Annotated in this window: 25 protein-coding genes; 10 read left to right on the forward strand and 15 right to left on the reverse strand. The window is 72.1% G+C overall.

Translation table 11 applies throughout. The features are described from left to right. Positions 1 to 178: 178 nt before the first annotated feature. The 10 genes from CIW48_RS29870 to CIW48_RS29915 form a co-directional block, all read right to left on the reverse strand. Positions 179 to 439 (reverse strand): exodeoxyribonuclease VII small subunit, encoded by a 261-nt coding sequence (locus CIW48_RS29870; protein WP_012320922.1) that lies wholly within the window; start codon positions 437 to 439, stop codon positions 179 to 181. A 126-nt stretch (positions 440 to 565) separates the two neighbouring features. Continuing rightward, a complete protein-coding gene (locus tag CIW48_RS29875; protein WP_149314035.1) occupies positions 566 to 1,078 on the reverse strand; it encodes a protein-tyrosine phosphatase family protein in 513 nt (170 codons plus the stop codon). Positions 1,079 to 1,128: 50 nt separating this feature from the next. After that, complete coding sequence (locus CIW48_RS29880; protein ID WP_149314056.1) at positions 1,129 to 1,689, reverse strand: hydrolase; 561 nt, start codon at positions 1,687 to 1,689, stop codon at positions 1,129 to 1,131. Positions 1,690 to 1,715: 26 nt separating this feature from the next. Continuing rightward, positions 1,716 to 2,330, reverse strand: a complete 615-nt coding sequence (locus tag CIW48_RS29885) for a DNA-3-methyladenine glycosylase I (protein ID WP_091788883.1) — start codon at positions 2,328 to 2,330, stop codon at positions 1,716 to 1,718. Positions 2,331 to 2,470: 140 nt separating this feature from the next. Then, the gene (locus CIW48_RS29890; protein WP_149314036.1) at positions 2,471 to 3,322 is read right to left on the reverse strand and encodes a folate-binding protein YgfZ; all 852 of its coding nucleotides are present in this window, start codon (positions 3,320 to 3,322) and stop codon (positions 2,471 to 2,473) included. Positions 3,323 to 3,423: 101 nt separating this feature from the next. Next, positions 3,424 to 3,678 carry a hypothetical protein gene (locus CIW48_RS29895; protein WP_012320917.1) on the reverse strand — a complete coding sequence of 85 codons (255 nt, stop codon included), beginning with the start codon at positions 3,676 to 3,678 and terminating at the stop codon, positions 3,424 to 3,426. A 157-nt stretch (positions 3,679 to 3,835) separates the two neighbouring features. Continuing rightward, complete coding sequence (locus CIW48_RS29900; RefSeq protein WP_149314037.1) at positions 3,836 to 4,294, reverse strand: TIGR02301 family protein; 459 nt, start codon at positions 4,292 to 4,294, stop codon at positions 3,836 to 3,838. Then, positions 4,291 to 4,767 carry an NUDIX hydrolase gene (locus CIW48_RS29905; protein ID WP_091788875.1) on the reverse strand — a complete coding sequence of 159 codons (477 nt, stop codon included), beginning with the start codon at positions 4,765 to 4,767 and terminating at the stop codon, positions 4,291 to 4,293. Before CIW48_RS29905 ends, CIW48_RS29900 begins: the two co-directional genes overlap by 4 nt. Further along, positions 4,764 to 5,924, reverse strand: a complete 1,161-nt coding sequence (locus CIW48_RS29910) for a hypothetical protein (protein WP_246695482.1) — start codon at positions 5,922 to 5,924, stop codon at positions 4,764 to 4,766. The genes CIW48_RS29905 and CIW48_RS29910 overlap by 4 nt, the downstream gene beginning before the upstream one ends. Before the next feature lie 5 nt (positions 5,925 to 5,929). Further along, the gene (locus CIW48_RS29915; protein WP_149314057.1) at positions 5,930 to 6,652 is read right to left on the reverse strand and encodes an SDR family oxidoreductase; all 723 of its coding nucleotides are present in this window, start codon (positions 6,650 to 6,652) and stop codon (positions 5,930 to 5,932) included. Positions 6,653 to 6,828: 176 nt separating this feature from the next. On the opposite strand from CIW48_RS29915, the gene CIW48_RS29920 reads away from it, so the two are divergent. The 10 genes from CIW48_RS29920 to CIW48_RS29965 all read left to right on the forward strand — a co-directional run bounded on the left by CIW48_RS29920 (position 6,829) and on the right by CIW48_RS29965 (position 16,244). Next, positions 6,829 to 7,416 (forward strand): carboxymuconolactone decarboxylase family protein, encoded by a 588-nt coding sequence (locus tag CIW48_RS29920; RefSeq protein ID WP_149314039.1) that lies wholly within the window; start codon positions 6,829 to 6,831, stop codon positions 7,414 to 7,416. Positions 7,417 to 7,606: 190 nt separating this feature from the next. Continuing rightward, positions 7,607 to 8,101 carry a 6,7-dimethyl-8-ribityllumazine synthase gene (ribH, locus tag CIW48_RS29925; protein ID WP_149314040.1) on the forward strand — a complete coding sequence of 165 codons (495 nt, stop codon included), beginning with the start codon at positions 7,607 to 7,609 and terminating at the stop codon, positions 8,099 to 8,101. An 11-nt stretch (positions 8,102 to 8,112) separates the two neighbouring features. Then, positions 8,113 to 8,721: a transcription antitermination factor NusB gene (gene nusB, locus CIW48_RS29930; protein ID WP_149314041.1), complete on the forward strand. Its 609-nt coding sequence runs from the start codon at positions 8,113 to 8,115 to the stop codon at positions 8,719 to 8,721. A 3-nt stretch (positions 8,722 to 8,724) separates the two neighbouring features. Continuing rightward, positions 8,725 to 9,720 carry a thiamine-phosphate kinase gene (thiL, locus tag CIW48_RS29935; RefSeq protein WP_149314042.1) on the forward strand — a complete coding sequence of 332 codons (996 nt, stop codon included), beginning with the start codon at positions 8,725 to 8,727 and terminating at the stop codon, positions 9,718 to 9,720. A 589-nt stretch (positions 9,721 to 10,309) separates the two neighbouring features. Next, the gene (locus CIW48_RS29940; protein ID WP_149314043.1) at positions 10,310 to 12,454 is read left to right on the forward strand and encodes a sodium-translocating pyrophosphatase; all 2,145 of its coding nucleotides are present in this window, start codon (positions 10,310 to 10,312) and stop codon (positions 12,452 to 12,454) included. A gap of 450 nt (positions 12,455 to 12,904) precedes the next feature. After that, positions 12,905 to 14,365, forward strand: coding sequence for a PAS domain-containing methyl-accepting chemotaxis protein (locus CIW48_RS29945; RefSeq protein ID WP_149314044.1), 1,461 nt, complete (start codon positions 12,905 to 12,907; stop codon positions 14,363 to 14,365). Positions 14,366 to 14,627: 262 nt separating this feature from the next. Beyond that, the gene (locus tag CIW48_RS29950; RefSeq protein WP_149314045.1) at positions 14,628 to 15,035 is read left to right on the forward strand and encodes a hypothetical protein; all 408 of its coding nucleotides are present in this window, start codon (positions 14,628 to 14,630) and stop codon (positions 15,033 to 15,035) included. A gap of 173 nt (positions 15,036 to 15,208) precedes the next feature. Next, positions 15,209 to 15,448, forward strand: a complete 240-nt coding sequence (locus CIW48_RS29955; RefSeq protein ID WP_149314046.1) for a biotin/lipoyl-containing protein — start codon at positions 15,209 to 15,211, stop codon at positions 15,446 to 15,448. Between the two features lie 71 nt (positions 15,449 to 15,519). Then, positions 15,520 to 15,894: an SPW repeat protein gene (locus tag CIW48_RS29960; protein WP_149314047.1), complete on the forward strand. Its 375-nt coding sequence runs from the start codon at positions 15,520 to 15,522 to the stop codon at positions 15,892 to 15,894. After that, positions 15,891 to 16,244 (forward strand): cytochrome c, encoded by a 354-nt coding sequence (locus tag CIW48_RS29965; protein ID WP_173009451.1) that lies wholly within the window; start codon positions 15,891 to 15,893, stop codon positions 16,242 to 16,244. Before CIW48_RS29960 ends, CIW48_RS29965 begins: the two co-directional genes overlap by 4 nt. A gap of 78 nt (positions 16,245 to 16,322) precedes the next feature. Here CIW48_RS29965 and CIW48_RS29970 read toward each other — a convergent pair whose 3' ends face one another. The 5 genes from CIW48_RS29970 to CIW48_RS29990 form a co-directional block, all read right to left on the reverse strand. Next, positions 16,323 to 17,123: an ATP-binding cassette domain-containing protein gene (locus CIW48_RS29970; protein ID WP_149314059.1), complete on the reverse strand. Its 801-nt coding sequence runs from the start codon at positions 17,121 to 17,123 to the stop codon at positions 16,323 to 16,325. Between the two features lie 44 nt (positions 17,124 to 17,167). Continuing rightward, positions 17,168 to 17,944, reverse strand: coding sequence for a siderophore-iron reductase FhuF (gene fhuF / locus CIW48_RS29975; protein WP_149314048.1), 777 nt, complete (start codon positions 17,942 to 17,944; stop codon positions 17,168 to 17,170). After that, a complete protein-coding gene (gene fhuB / locus CIW48_RS29980; RefSeq protein ID WP_246695483.1) occupies positions 17,941 to 19,953 on the reverse strand; it encodes a Fe(3+)-hydroxamate ABC transporter permease FhuB in 2,013 nt (670 codons plus the stop codon). Before fhuB ends, fhuF begins: the two co-directional genes overlap by 4 nt. After that, complete coding sequence (locus CIW48_RS29985; protein ID WP_149314049.1) at positions 19,950 to 20,885, reverse strand: iron-siderophore ABC transporter substrate-binding protein; 936 nt, start codon at positions 20,883 to 20,885, stop codon at positions 19,950 to 19,952. Before CIW48_RS29985 ends, fhuB begins: the two co-directional genes overlap by 4 nt. Before the next feature lie 76 nt (positions 20,886 to 20,961). Beyond that, entirely contained in the window at positions 20,962 to 22,335 is a 1,374-nt protein-coding gene (locus CIW48_RS29990) for a lysine N(6)-hydroxylase/L-ornithine N(5)-oxygenase family protein (protein WP_149314050.1), read from the reverse strand. Positions 22,336 to 22,544: the final 209 nt, after the last annotated feature.

Here is a 22,544-nt window from a genome sequence, read left to right on the forward strand (position 1 = left end):
GATCGACACCGCGTCGATCATCTCGGCGCGCACCGCATCCGCAACCGCCTGAAGCTCCGACTCCGGAAGACGCCGCAACGCCGCAGGAGACGGGACACGATCGAGAAGTGCACTCTGCTCGGGGGAAATCGCCACGGCATCAACCTCTAACGGATGGGATCGGTTTGACCGCCGAGCCTCAGGACATGTCGAGTGGGGCGACGCCCTCGGGCCGCCCGTCGGAGCCCAGCGTGATCCGCTGGATCCGCGCCTCGGCCCGCTTCAGCAGCGCCTCGCAATGCTTCTTCAGCACCTCGCCGCGCTCGTAGATCGCCACCGATTCGTCGAGCGGCACGTCACCGCGCTCGAGCCGGCGGACGATTTCCTCGAGCTGTTCCAGCGCCTTCTCGAAGGGCAGGTCGCCGGCGGCGGGGGCCACCTCGGGTCTGCTCGCACTCATCCCAGATACTTCCTTTGGGGGTGGTTGTACGGCGCGATCCCCGGTGCCCACAACCCAGGGGGCCAGTCCGCCGGCCGGATCCGCATCGTTTTGGGGGCCGGCGGCGACGTTTGCGCCACACTTGGTTCACGTCAGCGCCAGGCAGAACGGCGCGCCCTCGAACGCGTCGGCGCCGCGACCGATGCGCGCGATCGCCGCGACCATGCGGCCGTCGCGGTCGAGCATGCGGTCGGCGATCGCCACGAACAGGGGGTTGGGCGTCGCCGAGGGTGAGGCGGCCCGCAGGGCGTCGGCGATCGCCGCCTCGTCGCGCTCCGGCGCCAGCGCGCAGGCCGCGATATAGGCGGCGGCCGTCGAGCGGCTGATCCCGGCATAGCAATGGATCACCAGCGGCTTCTCCCGCGGCCAGGTCCGGACGAAGTCGAGGACCCGGGCCACATGCTCTTCAGCCGGCAGAACGTGCCCGTCGCGCGCCGCGGCGATGTCGCTGACCCCGATGACGGCATGGTTCTCGGCGTCGATCACGGCCGGACGCTCCAGCGGCGTGCCGACATTGATCAGCGTGAGCACGTGGCTCGCGCCGGTGGCGGCGACGGTTTCGGGCAGGCGCGAGAGCGGACAGACGTGCAGGGTCGGCATGGTCTGGCGCCAGTGACCTGCGATCGTGACGGATCGAGGGCGGAAAACCGTCAGTTCGGGCACAGGGCGTGGAAGCGCGCGAGGAAGCGCGCCTCGGCCGCGGCGGTCGGCCAGGGCTCGGCCAGGGCCACCACCGGTTCGGGCAGCTCGACCGAACCGCCGAAATAGCGATCGGCCTCGTCCCGGGCGAAGCCGGCGAGGCGCACCGCCTCGACATGGGCGGCGATCCGGTCGGCCCGCTTCACCAAGCGGGCGAGCGCCGGCGACGGGGCGGTCAGGCCGAAGCGGCCGCGCACCGCGGCGAGCAGGCGCAACTCGACGCCCCGATAGGCATCGCCGATGGCGGCCTTCAGCGGCGAGATGATGTCGCCCACGACATATTCCGGCGCGTCGTGCAGGAGCAGCTCGAGCCCGTCCCGGTCCGTGCAATCGGGGGCGAGGTGGCGGCCGACCGCCTCGACCAGCAGGCTGTGCTGGGCCACCGAGAAGACGTGCGGCCCGCGGGTCTGGCCGTTCCAGCGGGCGACGCGGGCGAGGCCGTGGGCGATGTCGGCGATCTCGATATCGCCGGCCGCCGGGTCGAGGAGGTCGAGACGCCGGCCGGAGAGCATGCGCTGCCAGGCGCGCGGCGTCCCGCTCACCGGGGCCGCCCCCGTTCGGCGCAGGGCCCGTGCCGGTGACAGCCGACGAGATGATCGTTGACCATGCCCACGGCCTGCATGAAGGCGTGCACGATGGTCGGCCCGCAGAAGGAGAACCCTTCCGCCTTGAGAGCCTTGCCGATCGCCCGGGAGACCGGCGTCTCGGTGGCGATCTCCGCGCGGGTCCGGGCGGTGCCCTGGATCGGCCGGCCATCGACGAAATCCCAGAGGAAGTGGGCGAAGCCGGGGCCCCGCTCCTCGATCCGCAGCCAGGCCCGGGCGCCCGCGATCGTGCCCTGGATCTTGGCGCGGTTGCGGATGATGCGGGCGTCGGCCATCAGCCGCGCCACATCGTCCTCCGTGAAGCGGGCGATCCGCTCCGGATCGAAATCCGCGAAGGCGTCGCGAAAGCCCTCGCGGCGGCGCAGGATGGTGATCCACGACAGGCCGGCCTGGAAACCGTCGAGGATCAGCTTCTCGTAGAGGGCCCGGCCGTCACGCTCGGGCACGCCCCATTCGGTATCGTGATAGGCGACATAGAGCGGGTCGAGGCCGGCCCACCAGCAGCGCGGGCACCCGTCTGGATGTTCGATCAGGCCGGTCTCGGACATGCGGCCACGTTAACGAGAACAGGAGCGGAACGCCACCGCCGGAGCGACGACCAAGCGGACTAGCTTCCGCGGCCGCTTCGACGGCCCGGGACGCGCCGCGCCCCGCACGCCAATCCGCCGCCCTGCCCTGCCCTGCGGTCTTACCCGGCCGCGCTCGTCGCCACGTCCGGCATCGGGAAGGTCGCGCAGGCGGGGCGCTCCAGCGTCACGGGGTGGTCGCCCGCAAGCGGGGTCTCGCCTGAAGCCAGCGCGTCGCCCAGGCGATCGAGGCGGACCATGGCGAGGCCGCGGTTTCCCGCGGCGCTGCCCGTGGTGCCGAGCACCTTGCCGCCGGCCGTGATCGCGGTCCCGGGTGCGGGCGCGGTGTCGGGGTAGGTCGCGGCGAGGATGCGGGTCCGGGCCGTGCCCCGGTGCTGCATCCGCGAGACCACCTCCTGGCCGACATAGCAGCCCTTGCGGAAGTCGACGCCGCCGAGCTGATCCATCAGCGCCTCGTGGGGGAAGGCGTCGCCGAAGGCATAGTCGCGTCCGCCCTCCGGCACGCCGAGGCCAATCCGGTGCGCGTGGTAATCGGCCTCCCCGGCGTCGGCCGAGAAGGCACCCGCGGCGGCGTAGAGCCGGGCGCCGAGATCGGCCGCGCGGGAATCGGCCAGAGCCTCGGCGGCTGGGGGCAAGGCCCCGGTCCAGGCGGCCGCGACCGCGACGGTCGGGTCGACGGCGATCGTCGCCTGCGCACGCAGGCGGTAGAGCGTCAGGCGCTTGGCGAGGTCCGTCGCCCTGTCGGCCAGCACGTCCAGCCGGAAGCCGTCCGGGATCCGCGAGACTAGGAAGTCGAACAGGATCTTGCCCTGCGGCGTCAGCAGGGCGCCGAGGCGCGCCTCACCGGGCTGGAGCGTCTCGACATTGCAGGTCAGGACGCCCTGGAGCAGCGTCGTGGCGTCCGGTCCGATGACGGTGACCAGGGCGCGATCCGGCAACAGGGCGACGGGCATGGGGGGAAGTTCCTTGGCCAGAGGGCGGTCCGGCGTGCCGAACCGCGAGCCCGGGACGTAGTCGCTGACCGCTCCCGCCTCAACCGTCCCCGCTCACGTCCTCAATGCTGAAGGGTTGTGGTGAAGGCGCCCCCGCGGATGCGCTCCGGGAATCCTTCGGCGTAACGGGCGGTGGCTTCCTCACCGTACGTGGTCACCAGTTCCTGGAAGGCCGCGAACAGGGCGGCCTGGGCCATGCAGTCACCGTCGAGACCATCGAGGCAGCCTTCCGCGAACGCTTCCGAGACGTAACTCAGCGCGACGCGTTTCTCCTCGACATCGACCTCGATGGGGGCGGTGTGAGAGCTGTGCTGCATGGCCCGATACTTCCATTGCGCCGGACACGGGGCCCGGCGGACACTGGATGATAGGCGGGTCCCGGCGGCTCGGCCAGCCGAGAATTTCGGATCGGTTAACGCGAGCGCTCAAATCCGATGTTTCGCCGGCATCGTCGGTGCGTGTGTTGCGCCTGCATCACCCCCCGAAACGCCCGGCCAGGGCATGCGACAGCCGGTCGCCCTCGGCGACGTACCGGGCGGCCGCCTCGTGGGCCGCCGGCGTGCAGACCCGGTAGGTCAGCGCGTAGCCGCGGTAGCCGCGATTGTAGGCGCCGGCCAGCCGGTCGCGGCGGACCGGCGTCACGCCCTCGGACTCGATCAGCGCCTTCATGCGGGCCGGCCAGTCGGCCGCATCCGGCGCGCCGCAGAGGCTCCGCAGGAAAGCCAGCGCCCCGATGATCTCGGACATGCGCATCAGGTCGCGGTCGTAGGGCGCGGGCACGTCCGCCGGGGCGGTCGCCTCCTTGGGCGCCTCCTTCGGGGCTTCCTTGGCGGGCGCGCCGCTCCGGCCGGAGCGCTGCTGCGCCAGGGCCGGCGCCGAAACCGGGCCGGCCAGGACCGCCAGCAGGCACAGGAGGGTCGTGGAGCGCCTCACGCCGTCGCCTCCCCGGCATGCAGCGCCACCCGCGCGAAGGCTTCGCGCAGGGTGTCGGCCAGCCCGGGCGTGGTCTGAAGGGTCGCGACCTCCGGCAACGTCGCCCACCGGGTGCCCAGGGCCTCGGGCCCGGCCACCGGCTCGCCGCCGCACCACAGGGCGGCGTGCGGGTGGACGACGTAGTGATGCCGGGCCCGGCCGGTCTCGTCCCGAACGATGATCTCGGTGGGCGAGAGCACGCCGACCACCTCCGCGGGCAGGCCGACCTCCTCGGACAATTCGCGCAGGGCCGCCTCGGCCAGCGATTCTCCCGCCTCCACGAGGCCGCCCGGCAGCGTCCAGACGCCGCGCATCGGCTCGTTGGCCCGCGCCGCCAGCAGGACACGGTCGCCGCGGATCACCGCGATCGACGCGCCCACGAAGGGCCGGGCCGGGAACAGGCGGCTGTCGGCCTCCGGCGCGCCCGCACTCACGGCTTGCCCCCGTCGGGGGGCACGACGGCCACCCGCCCGTCGGCGAGGCCGACGAGCAGCCGCGCCGTCGCGCCCTCGCCGAGCACGACGATGCCGGTCTCGGCTGGAGCCGGCACGGGCAGCCGCGCCCGTTCATGCAGGCCGCCCTTGGCCGTCACGAAGGCGATCTCCGGGCGGCCCGCCACCGGCAGGACGAGTTCGGGGCTGCTGCCGGCCGGGGTGATGACGGCGAGATCTGAATCGCCGTCGCCCGCGGCATAGCCCGCGGCCTCGCCGGCGGGCTCGATCCGGTCCGGCCGCAGCGTCCAGAGCTGCAATGTGCCCCGGGCGCTGACCGTCGCGGCCTGAAGGTCGCCGGCCCCGGAGAATTCCGCGATGCCGGCGATCTTCAAGGGCGGGTCGGGCTGGGGCGGCGTGCGGGCCGTGACGGCCCAGGTCGCGGCGGGGTCACCGGCCGGCCGGTCGATCAGGGCGAGGCCGCCGGCATCCGCGCCGGACAACGTCGCCGCCAGGAGCGCTGGGCGACCGCCGAGGCGCAGCAGGCGCGGCCGCAGGGGCGCGAACACCGCTTCGCCCCCTGCCGGCACCGTTGCGGTGGCCACGGGGACGGGCTTCGGATCGGTGCTGACCGCCATCGGCTGGCGCTCGCGAATCGTCAGGAATGCGGCGGCCGCGCCGCCATCGGGCGCGCGGCTGCGTCCGGTCAGATAGGCGCTCAAGGGCCCCGCGAGCGCCCGGCGCGAACCCGGCAGGGCCCCGCGCGGCGTCTCGGCGGCAGTCAGCCCCTCGACGGCCTCCTTGCCGATCGGCCGCACGGTGACGCTGCCCTCGGCCAGGGCGAGCACGGCGCCGCCCTCGTCGCCCCAGACCACGGCGATCGGCGCGCTCTCCTCGTCGCCGGCCTGCTGGCCGCCGGCCTGCGGGCTTCCCTTGGCGCCGGTAATCGGCAGGAGACCGGAGGTCGCCACCGAGACCGCAGCCTCGCTGCGCGAGCCGCGCAGCGCCCGCACCTTAAAGGGCAGGTCGAGGATCCGGATCCCGGGTTCCGCCCGCGCGCCCGCAACGGGGGCCGCGGACAGCAAGAGGCTCAAGACGAGGCCGAGCCGCATCCGGCCCGGCACCCGACGCGCGGCCGCCGCGTCCGAGGGAGCCCGCACCCTGGTCAAACGTGCTGACCGCCGTTGATGTGGAGTTCGGCCCCGTTCACGTAGGAGGAGGCCTCGGTGCACAGGAAGTAGATCGCCTTGGCGACCTCGTCCGGCGTGCCGAGCCGGCGCTGCGGGATCTGCTCGACGAGCCTCTCGGTACCCGGGGACAGGATCGAGGTGTCGATCTCGCCCGGCGAGATCGCGTTCACCCGCACCCCGAGCGGCCCGAAATCGGCGGCCATCTCGCGGGTCAGACCCGCCAGGGCGGCCTTCGAGGTGCCGTAGGCGGCGCCCGCGAAGGGATGGACGCGCGAGCCCGCGATAGACGTCACGTTGACGATCGAGCCCTTGGCCCGGGCGAGCTCCTCGCGCAGGCCCCGGGCCAGCAGGATCGTGGCGAAGAGATTGACCTGGAAGACCCGCTGCCAGACGTCGAACTCGGTGGCGAGGGCGCCGAGGCGCTGGCCCTCCGGGCCCTTCGGTGAGATGCCGGCATTGTTGACCAGCGCGTGCAGCACCCCGCCCTCGGCGGCGAGCCGGCCGCGCACCTCCTCGACGGCGCGGACCGTGTCCTGAGCGTCGGAGAGGTCGACCTGGAGATGGTCCTCGGGGCCCATCTCCCAGGGGCAGTTCTCCGGGAAGGCGTGGCGCGAGCAGGTGATCACCCGCCAGCCCGCGGCCGAGAAGCGTTTGACGGTGGCGTGACCGATGCCCCGGCTCGCGCCCGTGAGCAGCATGATGCGCCGGCGTTCGTTGACGGGGAGGGCCAAAGCCGTAAGCCTCGCTGGCGTTCCAAGGATCGCAGCCCGATCGGGCGCGGTGCGTGCCGGTGAGCCTCAATGGTCTAGGCGCACGGGAACCGGAAATCCAGAGCGCGCCGCGGGTCGGGGCGGAGGCAGGGGAGAGGAAACGCATGGCCAGCGGGCAGACCAGCGCGGAGCGCATGCCGGAGATCCCGGCCGGCAGCCTGTCCCCGGCGCAGGCCGAGGCCGCGGCTTCGTTCCAGGCCGAGCGCGGGGTCCCGGTCTTCGGGCCGTTCGTGCCGCTCCTGCGCAGCCCCGAGCTGATGCTCTGCGCGAGCCGGATGGGCCAGTACCTGCGCTACGGCAGCGTCCTGCCGCTTCGGATCAGCGAGTTCGCGATCCTGGTGGTCGCGCGGGAATGGAGCCAGCCGGTCGAATGGGCCATCCATCACCCGATCGCCCTGAAGGCCGGGGTCGCCCCCGAGACCGCGCTGGCGCTGGCCGAGGGGCGCCGCCCGGACACGATGAGCGCCGACGAGGCACTCGCCTACGCGTTCTCGACCGAGCTGATGCGCAACCGCGCGGTGAGCGACGCGACCTACGCGGCCCTGGTGGCGCGGTTCGGCGAGCAGGGGGCGATCGACCTCACCGGCATCAACGGCTACTACGCGCTCCTCGCCATGACGATGAACCTCGCCCGCACGGCCTTGCCCACGGACGGGCCCGGGGCGCCGCCGCTGCCGCCACTGGTGGGATAGGATACGGAGGCCGCGTTCGCGCCGGCCTCTCGCGCCGGGACCGGGCGCCGGACGCGCCGCGCGGCGGCTCCCCCGAGCGCCGCGATCCCGCGCCGCTTGTGGCGCCGGCCGCTTCGGTCTAACCGTCCTCCCCGTGCGGGCGCCCGACAGGCCGCCCGCCCATTCCCGAAAACCCGGCCGGACGAGAGCCATGGTCGCCCATATCCGCGCCGATTCGGCGCCCAAGCCCACCGACCCGGCGCTTGCCGGCGCCCGGATCCTCGTTGTCGAGGCGCGCTACTACGACGCGATCGCCGACGAGCTCCTCGCCGGCGCCCGCGCGGCCATCGCGGCAGCCTCCGCGCAGGCCATCGTGGTCACCGTGCCGGGGGCCCTGGAGATCCCCGCCGCCGTGGCGATCCTGCTCGACACGGGATCCTACGACGCCGTGGTGGCGCTCGGCTGCGTCATCCGCGGCGAGACCGGCCACTACGACATCGTCGCCGGCGAGAGCGCCCGGGCGCTCATGGACCTGTCGGTGCAGCGCCGCGTGCCGCTCGGCAACGGCATCCTCACGGTCGAGACCGAGGCGCAGGCGCTCGCCCGCGCCCGGGTCGCCGAGATGAACAAGGGCGGTGGCGCCGCCGAGGCCGCGCTCGGGGTGCTCGCCCTGAAGCGCGCGGCCGAAGCCGCCCGCCCGCGATGACGGATACCGCAATGACCGGGACCACCGACACCCAGCCGGAGACCGGCGCCGAGGCTGCCGGCACGGCCGCCAAGATCAGCCCGCGCAGCGGCGCGCGCCTGGCCGTGGTGCAGGCGCTCTATGAGATGGACATCTCCGGCAAGGGCGTGCTCGACGCGCTCGCCGAGTTCGAGGCCTTCTGGATCGGCCAGGAGGTCGACGGGATCGCCCATCCCCAGGCCGAGACCGCCTTCTTCCGCGACCTGCTGCGCGGCACCGTCGAGGAGCAGCGGGCCATCGATCCGAAGCTCGACCAAGCCCTCACCCAGGGCTGGCCGCTGCGGCGCATCGAGATCGTGCTCCGGGCGATCCTGCGCGCGGGCGCCTACGAGCTGATGTTCCGCCGCGACGTGCCGGCGGCCGCGGCGATCTCGGAATATGTCGACGTGGCCCACAGCTTCTACACGGCCGACGAGCCGGGCCTCGTCAACGCCGTCCTCGACCGCGTCGCGCGGGAGGTCCGGCCGGGCGAGGTCGGGGCCCCGAAGGCCTCCGGCAAGCCCGGGTCGTCCAAGCCTCTCCCCGGCAAGTCTTCGGGCGGCAAGTCTTCGGGCGACAAGTCGTCCACCGGGAAGGCCTGAGCCTTGGCCGGGCCGGCCCGCGCCTCCGAGGAGGGGCTGATTGCCCGGTACTTCGCGCCCCTCGCCGGGCCGGGCGCCGACGGGCTCCGGGACGACGCCGCCACGCTGACGCCCGCACCGGGCCATGACCTCGTCCTCACCGCCGACGCGGTGGTGGCGGGCATCCACTTCTTCGCGGAGGATCCGCCGGCCTCGATCGCCCGGAAGGCCCTCGGCGTGAACCTCTCCGACATCGCCGCCAAGGGCGCGGTCCCGCGCGGCTTCCTGCTCACGCTGGCGCTCCCCGACGACTGGACGGAGGACTGGCTCGCCGGCTTCGCGGCGGGACTCGGCGCGGCGGCCGCGGAGGCCGGCTGCCCGCTCCTCGGCGGCGATACGGTCCGGTCCGGCGGGCCGGCGCTGATCTCGGTGACCCTGATCGGCGAGGTGCCGACCGGCGCCATCGTCCGGCGCCACGCCGCCCGGGTCGGCGACCGGATCTGCGTCACCGGCACGATCGGCGACGCCGCCCTCGGCCTGCGGCTGCGCCTGGAGGCGGCGGCGCCCTGGGCTGCCGGCCTCGACCCGGCGCTGAAGGCCGCGCTGGCCGACCGTTACCTGCACCCGCGCCCGCGGCTGGCCGCCGCGCGGGCGGTCCGGCGCCACGCCTCGGCGGCGATGGACGTGTCCGATGGCCTCGCGGGGGACCTCGCCAAGATGCTGGGCGCGGGCCGCACCGCCCGGGTGGCGACGTCCGAGGTGCCGCTCTCGGAGGCCGCCCGGCGCGCCTGCGCGGCGGCGCCGGCGCTGATCGAGGCGGTCCTGACCGGTGGCGACGATTACGAGATCCTCTGCACCGTCGCGCCGGAGCGGCTGGAGGCCTTCCGGACCGAGGCCGCGGCGGCCGGGATCGCCGTCGCCGCCATCGGCACCATCACCCCAGGCGACGGGCCGCCGCGCTTCGACATGCCCGATGGCGCCGAGCGCGTGTTCACGGCCGGGGCCTTCAGCCACTTCTGAGATCCGGGTCGTCCGGAATCGTGCGGCGATGAGGCTGGGGGCTCCGACCCGATGCCCGATCGGGCGCCGGACCTCGTCGATCGTCTGCGCGACGACCGGGAGATCCCGCGGGCGACCGGATCCGGCCATGCCGGGCGCCTGGGACAAGGCACGCCGCAGCACGCATGGCAGATCGCCCTGGATCCCCCTGGATCCCCCTGGATCGCCGGCGCGTGCGTCGGAACTCGGATTAACCCTCCACGCCGCTCATCGCGGAAGCGCGCCGGATAGTGAAGAGAGGGTTCATCGGCTCGCCGTCCGCGTCGGAGCGCAAGCGGTGGGGCGCAATCCGCCGACGGACAGCCCAGATCCTGCAGCATAGTGCCGAGCCGCGGGTCCTCTGGATCTTCTCGCGCCGTGACATGAGACTCAATCCCTGCCCGCGAGCGCCGACGCGGCGTTTGCGCTCACCGGCGAAGTTTGGCAATCAAGGCATTGTTCTGGGAAGGAAAGCCCCGAATCCGAGCACCGCGTCCCATGGCCGTCCTCCAGCGGCCAAGCTCGACAATCACAAGCCCACGCCAGGCACGATAATGACAAGGACGGTCGCATGATTCCCTTGGTTCTGATCATCGTGGGCGGGCTCTGTGCCGTCGCCTACGGCATCGTCACGATTCTCGATGTGATGCGGCGCGACGCCGGCACACAGCGCATGCAGGAGATCGCCGCCGCCATCGCCGAGGGCGCGCAGGCCTATCTCCGGCGGCAATACACGACGATCGGCCTCGTCGGCATCGTCCTGTTCGTCCTGCTCGCCGTGTTCCTCGGGATCAAGGTTGCGGTCGGCTTCCTGATCGGCGCCGTGCTGTCGGGCGCGGCCGGCTTCATCGGCATGAACGTCTCGGTGCGCGCCAACGTCCGCACGGCCCAGGCCGCCTCGACCTCACTGGGCGGCGGCCTCGACGTCGCCTTCAAGTCGGGGGCGGTGACCGGCATGCTGGTGGCGGGTCTCGCGCTGCTGGGCGTCGCCCTCTACTACCTGTTCCTCACCCGGGCCGCCCATCTCGAACCGTCGAGCCGGGAGGTGATCGACGCCCTCGTGGCGCTCGGCTTCGGCGCCTCGCTGATCTCGATCTTCGCCCGCCTCGGCGGCGGCATCTTCACCAAGGGCGCGGATGTCGGTGGCGACCTCGTCGGCAAGGTCGAAGCCGGCATCCCGGAGGACGATCCCCGCAACCCCGCCACGATCGCCGACAATGTCGGCGACAATGTCGGCGACTGCGCCGGCATGGCGGCCGACCTGTTCGAGACCTACGCGGTCACGGTCGTCGCCACGATGGTGCTGGCCGCGATCTTCTTCTCGGGTCCCACGGGGAGCGGCCGCGACGTTCTCGAGCCGATGATGCTCTACCCGCTGGCCATCGGGTCGGCCTGCATCCTCACCTCCATCGCCGGCACCTATGCGGTGCGGCTCGGGGCGAACCAGTCGATCATGGGCGCCCTCTACAAGGGCCTGATCGCGGCGGGCGTGCTGTCGATCGCGGCGATCGCGGCGGTCAACATGACCCTGCTCGGCGGGTTCTCCACGAGCTTCACCACCTCGACCGGCGTCACCTTCACGTCGGCCGGCCTGTTCGGCTGCGCCGTGATCGGCCTCGCGATCACCGCGCTGATCGTGGTGATCACCGAGTATTACACGGGCACCAACTTCCGCCCGGTGAAGTCGATCGCCGACGCCTCGGTGACCGGCCACGGCACCAACGTGATCCAGGGGCTGGCGATCTCGCTCGAATCGACGGCGCTGCCGGCCATCGTGATCGTGGCCGGCATCATCAGCACCTACGCGCTGGCCGGCCTGTTCGGCATCGCCATCGCGGTCACCGCCATGCTGGCACTGGCCGGCTTCATCGTGGCGCTGGATGCCTTCGGACCCGTGACCGACAATGCCGGCGGCATCGCCGAGATGGCCGGCCTGCCCTCCGAGGTACGCAAGTCGACCGACGCCCTCGACGCGGTCGGCAACACCACCAAGGCGGTGACCAAGGGCTACGCCATCGGCTCGGCGGGCCTCGGTGCGCTGGTCCTATTTGCCGCCTACACGTCGGACCTGAACTACTTCATCGCCAATGCGAGCCCGACGCAGTACCGCTTCTTCCAGGGCGTCAGCGTCGATTTCTCGCTGTCGAACCCCTACGTGGTGGTGGGGCTGCTGCTCGGCGGTCTGATCCCGTTCCTGTTCGCCGGCATCGCCATGACGGCGGTCGGGCGCGCGGCGGGCGCGGTGGTGGAGGAGGTCCGGCGCCAGTTCCGGGAGAAGCCCGGGATCATGCAGGGCACCGACCGGCCGGATTACGGGCGCGCGGTCGACATGCTGACCCGCGCGGCGATCAAGGAGATGATCGTCCCCTCGCTGCTGCCGGTCCTGTCGCCGGTGGTGCTGTTCTTCGTGATCCAGTTCATCGCCGGGAAGAACCAGGCCTTCGCCACCGTGGGCGCGAGTCTGCTCGGCGTGATCCTCACCGGGCTCTACGTGGCGATCTCGATGACCTCGGGCGGGGGCGCCTGGGACAACGCCAAGAAGTACATCGAGGACGGCCACCACGGCGGCAAGGGCTCCGACGCCCACAAGGCGGCGGTGACCGGCGACACGGTCGGCGACCCCTACAAGGACACTGCCGGCCCGGCGGTGAACCCGGCGATCAAGATCACCAACATCATCGCCCTGCTGCTGCTCGCCGTGCTGGCGCATAGCTGAAGGGTACCAAGCCCGAAGTCCGATTCCGGGCCCCGAAGGTCCGCACTTTGATGAGCGACGGTGAAAGGGCCGCCCGAAGACCGGGCGGCCCTTTCCGTTCCGGTTCGAGGCCCTGGCCCGGCAATCTGAGCCCGATCGACCATCGCCCTCGGCGCCGGCTCGGACCGTCTCCCGGCAGATGCAACCGGACCATCGTTCCGTGTCCCGCAGCCGCGACGAAGGTGCCGGCGAGAGTCCATCGAAGCGCGCCTGATTGGGTCGCACCGCCTGCCGACAACAAACGTCAATATGACACGTTACAGCTCATATCCATTCGGCACTTTGTCAGATTTCAAAGTATTCCTAGGGAATGAACTGATCGGTGGCATGAATGATGTACGTTTCTAGACTGAGGCTAACGGCACCTTAGAATCCCGGTGAGACGATGAGGCGTCTACTGAGAGTTGCCCCATGTTCCGCAAGCCCGCCTATCATGAGACGCAGGCCATCCTCGACGCGCTCAAGTGCTCATTGGCCATCATCGAGTTCGGAATGGATGGTACCATCCTGCATGCCAACCCGAACTTCCTGGCCGTCGTCGGCTACGATCTCGGTTCCCTGCAGGGGAAACATCATCGAGTCCTGATCAGCGACGATATGGCCGACAGCCCGGATTATGCCGCGTTCTGGTCAAGGCTGCGGGCCGGCGAGTTCGCGTCCGGCGAGTTTCTTCGGCGCGCACGGTCCGGCGCGAAGGTGTGGCTTGAGGCGACCTACAACCCGATCCTCGGCGCCGACGGCAAGCCCTTCAAGGTCGTCAAGTTCGCCAGCGACATCACGGCGAAGAAGAGCGAAACCGGCCGGCTGCTGCGCATGATCGACGAAATGCCGGTCGCCGTCATGACCGCCGACCCGAAGAACGACTTCAAGATCAACTACCTCAACAACACATCGCGCAAGACCCTCGAGGCGATCGAGCAATACCTGCCTATCAAAGCCGCGGAGATGATGGGCAAGTCCTTCGACGTCTTCCATAAGAACCCGCACCACCAACGGAACATGCTGGCCGATGCGAGCCGACTGCCACATCGGACCAAGATCAAGGTCGGACCCGAGACCCTCGATCTCCAGGTCTCCGCCATCACCGACGCGGACGGTGCCTATGTCGGTCCGATGCTGACGTGGTCGGTCATCACGGCACAGCTCGCCATGGCCGAGGAGGTCACCGGCGTCGTCGATGCACTCGGGACCGCGATCGGCGAGATGAAGGATTCGGCGCAAGGCCTGAACCGCTCGGCTGACGCGGCGAGCGAGCGGGCCAACTCGGTGGCGGCCGGATCCGAGGAGATGACCAGCTCGATCCACGAGATCTCGGGCCAGGTCGGGCGGGTCTCCGAGCGCACCCAGCAGATCGCCGACCAAGCCGCCGCGACGGATGCCACGGTGCGCAACCTCGCGGCCAATGCGGGCGAGGTCGACGCGGTGGTGGGCATGATCAAATCCATCGCCGACCAGACCAACCTTCTCGCGCTCAACGCCACGATCGAGGCGGCGCGCGCGGGTGCAGCCGGGCGCGGCTTTGCGGTCGTGGCCACGGAGGTCAAGGAACTTGCCGGCCAGACGGCGAAGGCGACCGGCGAGATCACCCACAAGGTGCACGCCATCCAGAAGGCGACCGGCGAGGCCGTGACGGCGATCCGCCTGATCACCGACGAGGTCGCCGAACTCTCGAAGCTGACGCTGGCCATGGCGAGTGCCGTCGAGGAGCAGGCCGCCTCGACCCAGGAGATGTCGTCCAACATCACCGGCGTCTCGGCTGCGGCCGGGGAGACTGGGCGGCTCGCCGAGATGGTTCGGCAGATCTCCGATACGCTCGCGGCACAGTCCGCCGGGCTCGGGGCCAGCATGGAGAAGTACCTCAAGGCGGGTTGACGGCGGCGCCAGCCCGCCCGTCGCACGGCCCGCTGACGCGCTCCCGAGCGGCCCGAGGCGGGACGTGGCGCGGTGGGCCCATCGGAGACACACCAGCGTGCGGCGGCCTTGCGGTGAACAAGCGGTGCCTCCGCATGGGATCATGAGCCGGAGGGCGCGGGCTTCACCCGGCCCGAGCCGAGACCGAACGGACCCGGGCTTCTCAGCGACTTGGCGGCTCGTGGCTTTACCGTGAAAGGCGATTTCAATTCCCGTGCCGTGCATGTTCACGAACCCCGCGATCACAGCCATCGACGGCGACGCGGTGATCGCGCGCTCGGACGCGCAGGCCAGTGACGGCCTCTTGCAGCGTGCGGCGCCTCGCAAGGCGCGACTATCGCGTGTCGGCCCCGATCAACCTCATCCGGGATGCCGCAGGCGCACGGGCCAGCCGGTGAGCGCTCTCTTGAAGAAGACGCAGGGCGAACGCCTCCGCCTGATCGGTACACGCAACCGTGCAATGGCGATCGACGACGCGAGAAATCTACTTCTGGAACGGTTGGGCCTCATCCAGCGGATCGGGGCGACGCGCCTGCATCACCTGCGTGGGCATCCACTCATCGAGTGGACCATTACCGATGCCGGTATGGCAGCGCTCTCGGAGATCAGGGCCGCGACACGCCGGAACTGAGGTGCGACGGACCGGGCAGGCAATCCCGTCGAACTTGCCCGAAGCGGCGGCCTCCTGGACCAAGCTCGCGGAGTTCAGGGGCCGCACGGTGATCCAGATCAAAGCGCTCAACCGCCGGATGACCCTTTCTTGCCGGAGCACCGTAAGACGGACGCCCAACACGGGAGGCGATGATGGCCGACGTGCATGTAGCCGAAGAGCTTTGGTCGACGGGCATGCTGCCCGAAGGCATTCTGGAGCGGTGGTTCGTGGCGGACGGCGCGCGGGTGCGGGCCGGCGAGGCCGTTGCCACCGTGCGCATCGGCGAGGCGTGCCACGACATCACCTCGCCAGCCGATGGCCGCCTGACACTTCTCGCGCCGATCAACGAAGTCGTCGATCCCGGCTGCATCATCGCCGAGGTCCACGCCTGACGCCCCGCCGCGGCGATGGTTCGCATACCGGCTGTGGCGCGGCGCCAGGCCGGGCATAGCGGAGGCAGGTCATGACCCGCATGAACGCGGCCCCGTCACCGTCACCGACTTGGCGGACGGACGAGATCCTGCTCGGCATCCTACAGCATACCGCCGGCATCGCCCTGATCCTGACGGCGTGGATGCTGGCCGTCACCGACCAAGCCCGCGCGGCCGGATCCGCGGTTCTCCCGGGCCTGCTGATCGTGATGCTCTACGGTGCCAACCAGATCCGCTTCCAGGCCGTGCTGGAACGGGTGATCCTGCTCGTCGGACTCTGGACGCTCGTCGCGCCCTGGGCCCTCCGCTTCGCGGCGAATGACGGCGCGACTTGGGCGCATGTCGCGCTCGGAAGCGTGGCCGTCGCGACCGCCCTCTCCCTCGTGCGGATGGCAAGGCGGCCGTGACGGTCAAGGTGTCCGCCATCTCCAGGGCCGTACTTGCCGGCCTTCTTGCGGCCGGCATCGGCGCCTCGGCCGGTCATGCCGCGGACGATTCGCGCCTCCGGGGATGGACCCTGGCCAGGCAGCTCTGCAGCGATTGCCACGTCATCGGTCGCACGCCCCAGCCGGGGACGTTCGTTGGTCCGGCCTTCCTCCGCATCGCCAACATGCCGTCGACGACCGGACCGGCGCTCAACGTCTTCCTGCAGAACCACCACCAGCGGATGCCGAGCCTGCGGCTCGACCGCGACGAGATGGACGCGGTGATCGACTACATCCTCAGCCTCAAGGGGATTGAGGGCCTGGCGCCCTGAGGCCCGCCACGGTGAGGCGCGGCCGCCCCTGTCGGGAGCGCCACACCGTAGCCGCCGGTGCAGGACGCCCCAGCCGGCCTATGATCCGCGCAGGTAGCTCAGCGGCCGGCCGGTATCCGGATGCGGCAGGACACCCATCGGGATGTCGTACACGGCGCGCAACGTGTCGGGATTCATCAGCGTGCCGGGCGGCCCATCCGCGACGAGGCGGCCCGAATGCAGCGCCAGGATGCGGTCGCAGACGCGGGCCGCCATGTTGACGTCGTGCAGGACGACGACCACGCCGAGCCCGTCCCGATGCGCCAGGTTCCGCACGAGGGCGAGGATCTCGACGGCGTGGGCGACGTCGAGCGCGGAGATCGGCTCGTCGAGGAGCAGGCAGGCCGGCTCCTGGGCGACCATCATGGCCAGCCAGACGCGCTGCCGCTCGCCGCCCGAGAGCGTGTCGACGAAGCGGTCGGCGAAGGCCGCGACGCCGGTGGCGGTGAGCGCCCGCAGGACCGCCTCGCGGTCTCGGGCGGCGACGCGGCCGAGGGCGCCGTGCCAGGGATAGCGCCCCAGCGCCACGAGTTCGCGCACGGTCATGCCCGGAACCGGCGGGAGAACCTGCGGCAGGTAGGCGACCTTGCGCGCGAAGGCGCGGTCACCCCAGGCGCCGAGCGCGCGATCCGCGAACGCGATCCGCCCGGCGGTCGGCGCCTGCTGGCGGCCCAGCAGCTTGATCAGGGTCGATTTGCCGGACCCGTTATGGCCGATCAGCCCCACCACCTGCCCCGGATGGATCACGAGGTCGAGGGGGTGCAGCAGGGTCCGCCCGGCGAGGCCGAAGCTCGCGCCGTGCAGGGTGAAGAGCGGGGTGTCGCCGGCGGCGGCCGCCATCGGCGCGCTCCGGGGAGGCGCGAGGGCCGGCCCATCGAAACCGTTCATGCGGGATTCCTCAGGCCGCCTGTCCCCGCCGGACCCGGCGCGGGGCGCTCCGGCAGGGGGCATGCGCCGCAGAGATTCTGGTCGGGGATGAGGTAGCGCAGACAGCAGACCTTCCGCGTCCGCCGCGGCGCCGGGCCATCCGCGGCGCCCGCCGCGGACAGGTAGCGGATCGGCTCGAACAGGGGGTTGGAGGCCCCCGCCCGGCGTCGGCTCGTCAGCACGTGGGCGGCGGCCGCATGCCCAGTGCGGCCCGCCGGCGCGAGCCCCTCGGTCCGGCGCACCACGAACTCGAAGATGTTGCCGGCGTTGCTCCAGAGCACCCGCGGCGCCACGCCCGAGACCGCCGCGAGGGCGCCGATCAGGGGCGCGAGATGCCCGTCGATCAGCGCGCCGAAGCGATCCGCCGGTGCCCGCACGCCCGCATCGCCCGCCGGATCGCCATGGAGCTTGAGCGCCCGCGTCAGCCCACCCTCGTCCGGAATGACCGCGATCGTGTCGAGGGCCACGGGGAGGACGAGGTCGAGCACGATGCTCGCGGCGAGGGTGGGCACCACCAGCATGGCGAAATGCTGCTTCGCCCAGATCGAGGCGACCGCGCGGGGCTCCGGCTCCGCGAAGGTGCGGGCGAAGCGATCGAGCTGTCCGGTCAGGACGGCCGGATCCAGCAGGTCGGCACCCCTGACGGAGGGGCGGGCATCCTCCGCGGAGACGAGCCGGTCCCGGTAGCCTTCGAGCGGGCCGACGAACAGGGCGTTCAGCGCGGAGAGGGTCATCGGCGCAGCATGAGCCAGACGAAGTAGGCGCCCCCAAGGACCGTCGCGACGAGGCCAGCGGGCAGCTGCCAGGGGAAGGCCACGACGCGCCCCAGCCAATCGGCCAGCACCATGATCAGCCCGCCGGCGAGCGTCGCGGCCACCAGCTGCTCGGTCGCCCGGTTGAAGCCCAGGCTGCGGGCGAGGTGCGGGCCCATCAGCCCGACGAAGCTCAGCGGACCGACGAGAAGGGTCGAGGCGCCCGTAAGGACCGCCGCGACCGACAGGACGGTCAGGCGCGTCCGCGCCACATCGAGCCCGACGGCCCGGCCCGTCTCCGCCCCGAGCGGCAGGATCGTGAGCCAGCGCGCGAGCAGCGGCGTGACCGCGAGCATCGTGGCCGCGCAGAGGCAGGCCAGCGCGGCCTCGGTCCCGGTAGCGTTGTAGGTCGAGCCCGAGAGCCACGTCAGCAGGGCCGCGGTCCGGGGATCGGCCGTGGCGAGGAGGAGCGCGATCACCGAGCCGATCAGGCTGGTGAGGGCCGCGCCGACCAGGAGGATCCGGGCGGACGCGTAGCGCGCCCGGCGCCCCAGCGCCAGGACCGCCAGCAGGGTCCCGAGGGCGCCCGCGGCCGCCGCGGCCAGCATCGCGGCCGAGCCGAGGCCGGGGGCGAGGAACAGGACGAGCACCACCACGAGGGCCGCGCCTGCAGAGACGCCGAACAGTTCGGGGCTCGCCAGCGGATTCCCGGTCAGCCGCTGCAGCAGGCCGCCGGCATAGGCGAGCATGGCCCCGGCCCCCAGGGCCGCCAGGGCGCGGGGTGCCCGCCACGCCAGGAGGGGGCCCGGATCGGGGCTCCACAGCCAGCCCTGGGCATCCCGCCCCACCGTGAGCGACAGACCCAGGGCCGCGAGCGCCAGGATTGCGAGCACGACGATGACGCCCCACGGCCGGAGGAGCCGGACCGGAACGGGTCCCGGCGCCGGCGGGGCCTCGCGCGCGGTGCGCAGACCGAGGATGAGTCCGACGAGCAGGGGCGCGCCGACCAGCGCGGTGACGGCGCCGGTCGGAACACCGCTGCGGCCGATGAAACGCTGCACGAGCTGGTCGGTCAGGACGAGCAGCACCGCCCCGGCCACCGGCCCCCACAGCAGGCGGTCGCGGAGCCGGCGGGCGCCGCCGTAGCGGGCCAGGGCCGGCCCGGCCAAGCCGACGAAGCCGATCACCCCGAGAAACCCGGTCACGCTGGCGCCGACCGCGACGCCGAGGGCGAGGGCGGCGAGCCGCGTGCCCGCGGTGGAGGCGCCGAGTCCCCTCGCTCCGGCCTCGCCGAGTTCGATCAGCGTCAGAGGACGCGCCAGCAGGCCCGCGGCGAGGGCCGCGAGGGCGAGACGCGGGGCGAGGCCGCGGACGCCGTCCCAGTTGTTCTGGTTGAGCGCACCGGCCTGCCACGCGTACAGGTCGGACAGGGCATCGAAATGCGCCAGCACCAGCATCCGGTTGGCCGCCTCGGCGGACAGCCCGATCACCAGCCCGGCGAGGATGACGGCGGACGGCGCGTGGCCGCGGCGCCCGCTCAGCAGCAGCACCAGGCCCGTGCACAGGGCCGCGCCGGCGCCCGCGACCGGCTCGTAGCCGGAGACGAGGAGGGCCGGCCCCCACAGGGTCGCGAGGGCCAGCGCGAGCTTGGCGCCCGCGAAGACCCCGAGCGTGCCGGGCTCGGCCAGCGGATTGTCGAGCACCTGCTGGAACAGCACCCCGGCGAGGCCGAGGCCGCCGCCGGCCAGGATGGCCATGGCCAGGCGCGGCAGCAGGCTGTCGCGCAGGATGAGCTGCGGGATGTCGCCGTCGGTCGGGTGGAACAGGGCGGCCCACCATTGCCCGGGCGGGAGAACGGCCGCCAGGTTGGCGTGCAGCAGCGCGGCGCCCGCGAGCAGCGCGAGGGCGAGCAGCGCCGGCCCCCGCCGGCCGGTCGCGGTCTCGGACCGCCCGGCCCCCGTACGTCGTCCTCTGGTCTCCACAGCGCTCACGCCGGCCCCTTCCCGAGGGCTGCGGCGACCTGTCGTGCGAAGCGCGCGGCCGAGGGCAGGCCGCCATTCGGATGGACGACCGGCAGGCGGATCACGCGGCCCGCGCGCACGGCGGGCAGCGCGCGCCAGATCGGGCTGTCGTCGAGGCGCGTCAGGGCGCGCGCGGTCTCCGCGCCCCGGTCGAAATGGATCAGCGTCGCGTCCGGCACGTCGGCGAGATCCTCGACGGCGGCCAGGACCGTGCCGGCGGCGCTCTGCCGGCCGGTCCAGGCATTGGTCAGGCCGAGCCGCTGCGCGACGGCGCCGACGGTGCTGCGCGAGCCGAAGACGGCCAGCTGCCGCCCGTCATCGCGGAAGCGGCAGATGTAGACGGGGCGCCCGGTCGCGCCCGCGAGGTCGGCGCGCGCCTCGGCGAGCGCCGCGTCGGTCCCGGCGATCAGCGACCGCGCGCCCGCGTCCCGGTCGGTGCGGGCGCCGATGTCGCGGGTCAGCGCGTCGAGGTGATCGATCGGCTCCCGCGTGCCCGCGACGATGGGCAACGCCGCGACCGGGGCGATCCGGGCGAGCGCGACCTGGATCTGCGCCTGCCAGGGGGCGGCGAGGATGAGATCGGGGGCGATCAGGCTGAGGAATTCGAGGTTCGGCTCCTGCAGGGGGCCGAGATCGAGGACGGAATCCGGCAGGGGCGGCAGCGCGATGAGCTTCTCGTAGAGCGGCCGGTTGGCGATCGCCACCGGGACGAGGCCGATGGCGAGCAGCGTCTCGGCGAACAATCCATCGAGGGCGACGACGCGCGTGGCGGGCGCTCCGGCCGAGCCGTCGCGCCGCGGATCATCGGATCCGCCAGCCCGGGCGGCGCCGAAGCCGCCCCAGACGGCGCCCGCGACGAGGCCCGCGAGGAGGGCACGGCGCTCGCGCCGCAGCCGGCTCAACGCCCGGCCTCGACAGGAAAGCGGCGGCCCAGGGGCAAGCGAGGGGCCTGCGGGGCGGCGGAACTCATGGCGGAACTCACGGATGCGCTCCCTGGCGCGCCCAGACCGGGATCCCCCCGGCCGCCGGCGGCCGCGCCGGGGCGACCACGCCCCCGCGCCGGTCCTGATCGAGCAGGCTGTCGACGATTTCCTGCGCGCGGACCGGCAGGACCGAGAGCAGCGTGTCGCTCAGACCGTGCGAGGTCTCCGAATACCCCTGGACGTAGATGCGCGGGGTGAAGCCGGGGCGGGTCGGGACGCGGTAGTCGCGCGCCAGCTCCGATCCGTCTCGATAGGCCGCGAGCGGCTCGAGAATCGCCGGGTTCGGGTCGCGTTCATATCCGGTCGCCAGGACGATGCCGTCGTAGCTGCGCTCCGCCTCGGTCTCGGCGTACCGGTCGAGGATCCGGAGCCTGATCCCCTCCGCGTCGCCGCCGGCCGAGAGGATCTCGCTGCGCGGCCGAAGCTGCAGGCGCTGCGGGCCGGACACCTTCTCCCGGTAGGCGATCACGTGGAGCGCCTTGAGCAGGTCCGCATCGATCACCGCGTAGTTTGTGTTGCGATAGCTGCGCACGATCGCCGCGCGGCGCTCGCTCGGCTGAGCGTAGACGAAGTCGGTGCGGTCGGGGTGGAAGATCGCGTTGACGAACGGGGTCGCGTCCGAAGGCTTGAGGGCGTGGCCGCGGAACACGAGATCGACCTGCAGATGCGGGAAGCGGGCGTGGAGATCGTGGCTGATCTCGGCCGCGCTCTGGCCGCCGCCGATCACCGCCACGCGGGCGCCCGGGCGCGACAGGTCCAGCGGGCCGCCGGGACCGCATCGATCGACGTGGTCGAGGTAGCGGCTCGAATGGCAGAGCCGGGGATCGCACGCCAGGGCGGCGAAGGCCGCGGGCAGGTGCGGGGCGCCGCCGACCGCGAGGGCGAGGTCGCGCGTCTGACGGCGGATCTCGCGGCCCGCGGCGTCGCGGGCGACGACCCACAGGGTCTCGACCGCGCCGTCGGCTCCCAGGCCCGGCTCCACCGCGACCACGGTCTCGCCGTAGTCGCACCGGTCGGCGAAATGGTCCGCCACCCAGCGGAGATAGTCGTTGAACTCGATTCGACTGGGATGAAACGTTCCGAGATCGATGAAGTCGTGCAACCGCCCCTGGCTGTGCAGGTAGTTCACGAAGGTGAGCGGGCTCGTCGGATTGCGCAGCGTGACGAGGTCCTTGAGGAACGAGATCTGCATATCGCTGCCCGGCAGCAGCATGCCGCCGTGCCATCGGAAATGCGGTTGCCGCTCCAGAAAGCGGGACCGGAGGCCGCGCGCCGCCGGGGTCTCGGCCAGGGCGATCGCCAGGGCGAGGTTTGACGGCCCGAAGCCGACCCCGATGACGTCGTAGGGTGGCGCGGCACGCGGGGTCATCCGGTCGTCTCCTCGTCCGAGCATGCCGCCTCGATCCCCTTCCCCGCGCCTTCCCCGGCTCCGTCAGCCGCCGCTGGTCGGCCCGCAGGTCAGCCGGCGGCCGGCACAGCCTCGGGAGCCGCCGCGACAGTCCGGCGCCGGCGCAGCGAGTCGCACGCGGATCCGGCCCCCTGCGGCGCCGGGAACACCCCGCGTCCCGCACGGGAGAT

This window comes from Methylobacterium sp. P1-11 (genome assembly GCF_008329595.1).
In the GTDB taxonomy this organism is placed as follows: domain Bacteria; phylum Pseudomonadota; class Alphaproteobacteria; order Rhizobiales; family Beijerinckiaceae; genus Methylobacterium.

What these genes read in the sequence shown, in the direction of transcription:
- CIW48_RS29870 (WP_012320922.1), bottom strand. Translation starts at nt 439, where the DNA reads ATGAGTGCGAGCAGACCCGAGGTGGCCCCCGCCGCCGGCGACCTGCCC.
- CIW48_RS29875 (WP_149314035.1), bottom strand. Translation starts at nt 1,078, where the DNA reads ATGCCGACCCTGCACGTCTGTCCGCTCTCGCGCCTGCCCGAAACCGTC.
- CIW48_RS29880 (WP_149314056.1), bottom strand. Translation starts at nt 1,689, where the DNA reads ATGCTCTCCGGCCGGCGTCTCGACCTCCTCGACCCGGCGGCCGGCGAT.
- CIW48_RS29885 (WP_091788883.1), bottom strand. Translation starts at nt 2,330, where the DNA reads ATGTCCGAGACCGGCCTGATCGAACATCCAGACGGGTGCCCGCGCTGC.
- CIW48_RS29890 (WP_149314036.1), bottom strand. Translation starts at nt 3,322, where the DNA reads ATGCCCGTCGCCCTGTTGCCGGATCGCGCCCTGGTCACCGTCATCGGA.
- CIW48_RS29895 (WP_012320917.1), bottom strand. Translation starts at nt 3,678, where the DNA reads ATGCAGCACAGCTCTCACACCGCCCCCATCGAGGTCGATGTCGAGGAG.
- CIW48_RS29915 (WP_149314057.1), bottom strand. Translation starts at nt 6,652, where the DNA reads ATGCTGCTCACGGGCGCGAGCCGGGGCATCGGTCACGCCACCGTCAAA.
- CIW48_RS29920 (WP_149314039.1), top strand. Translation starts at nt 6,829, where the DNA reads ATGGCCAGCGGGCAGACCAGCGCGGAGCGCATGCCGGAGATCCCGGCC.
- ribH (WP_149314040.1), top strand. Translation starts at nt 7,607, where the DNA reads ATGGTCGCCCATATCCGCGCCGATTCGGCGCCCAAGCCCACCGACCCG.
- nusB (WP_149314041.1), top strand. Translation starts at nt 8,113, where the DNA reads ATGACCGGGACCACCGACACCCAGCCGGAGACCGGCGCCGAGGCTGCC.
- CIW48_RS29940 (WP_149314043.1), top strand. Translation starts at nt 10,310, where the DNA reads ATGATTCCCTTGGTTCTGATCATCGTGGGCGGGCTCTGTGCCGTCGCC.
- CIW48_RS29945 (WP_149314044.1), top strand. Translation starts at nt 12,905, where the DNA reads ATGTTCCGCAAGCCCGCCTATCATGAGACGCAGGCCATCCTCGACGCG.
- CIW48_RS29950 (WP_149314045.1), top strand. Translation starts at nt 14,628, where the DNA reads ATGTTCACGAACCCCGCGATCACAGCCATCGACGGCGACGCGGTGATC.
- CIW48_RS29955 (WP_149314046.1), top strand. Translation starts at nt 15,209, where the DNA reads ATGGCCGACGTGCATGTAGCCGAAGAGCTTTGGTCGACGGGCATGCTG.
- CIW48_RS29960 (WP_149314047.1), top strand. Translation starts at nt 15,520, where the DNA reads ATGACCCGCATGAACGCGGCCCCGTCACCGTCACCGACTTGGCGGACG.
- CIW48_RS29970 (WP_149314059.1), bottom strand. Translation starts at nt 17,123, where the DNA reads ATGGCGGCCGCCGCCGGCGACACCCCGCTCTTCACCCTGCACGGCGCG.
- fhuF (WP_149314048.1), bottom strand. Translation starts at nt 17,944, where the DNA reads ATGACCCTCTCCGCGCTGAACGCCCTGTTCGTCGGCCCGCTCGAAGGC.
- CIW48_RS29990 (WP_149314050.1), bottom strand. Translation starts at nt 22,335, where the DNA reads ATGACCCCGCGTGCCGCGCCACCCTACGACGTCATCGGGGTCGGCTTC.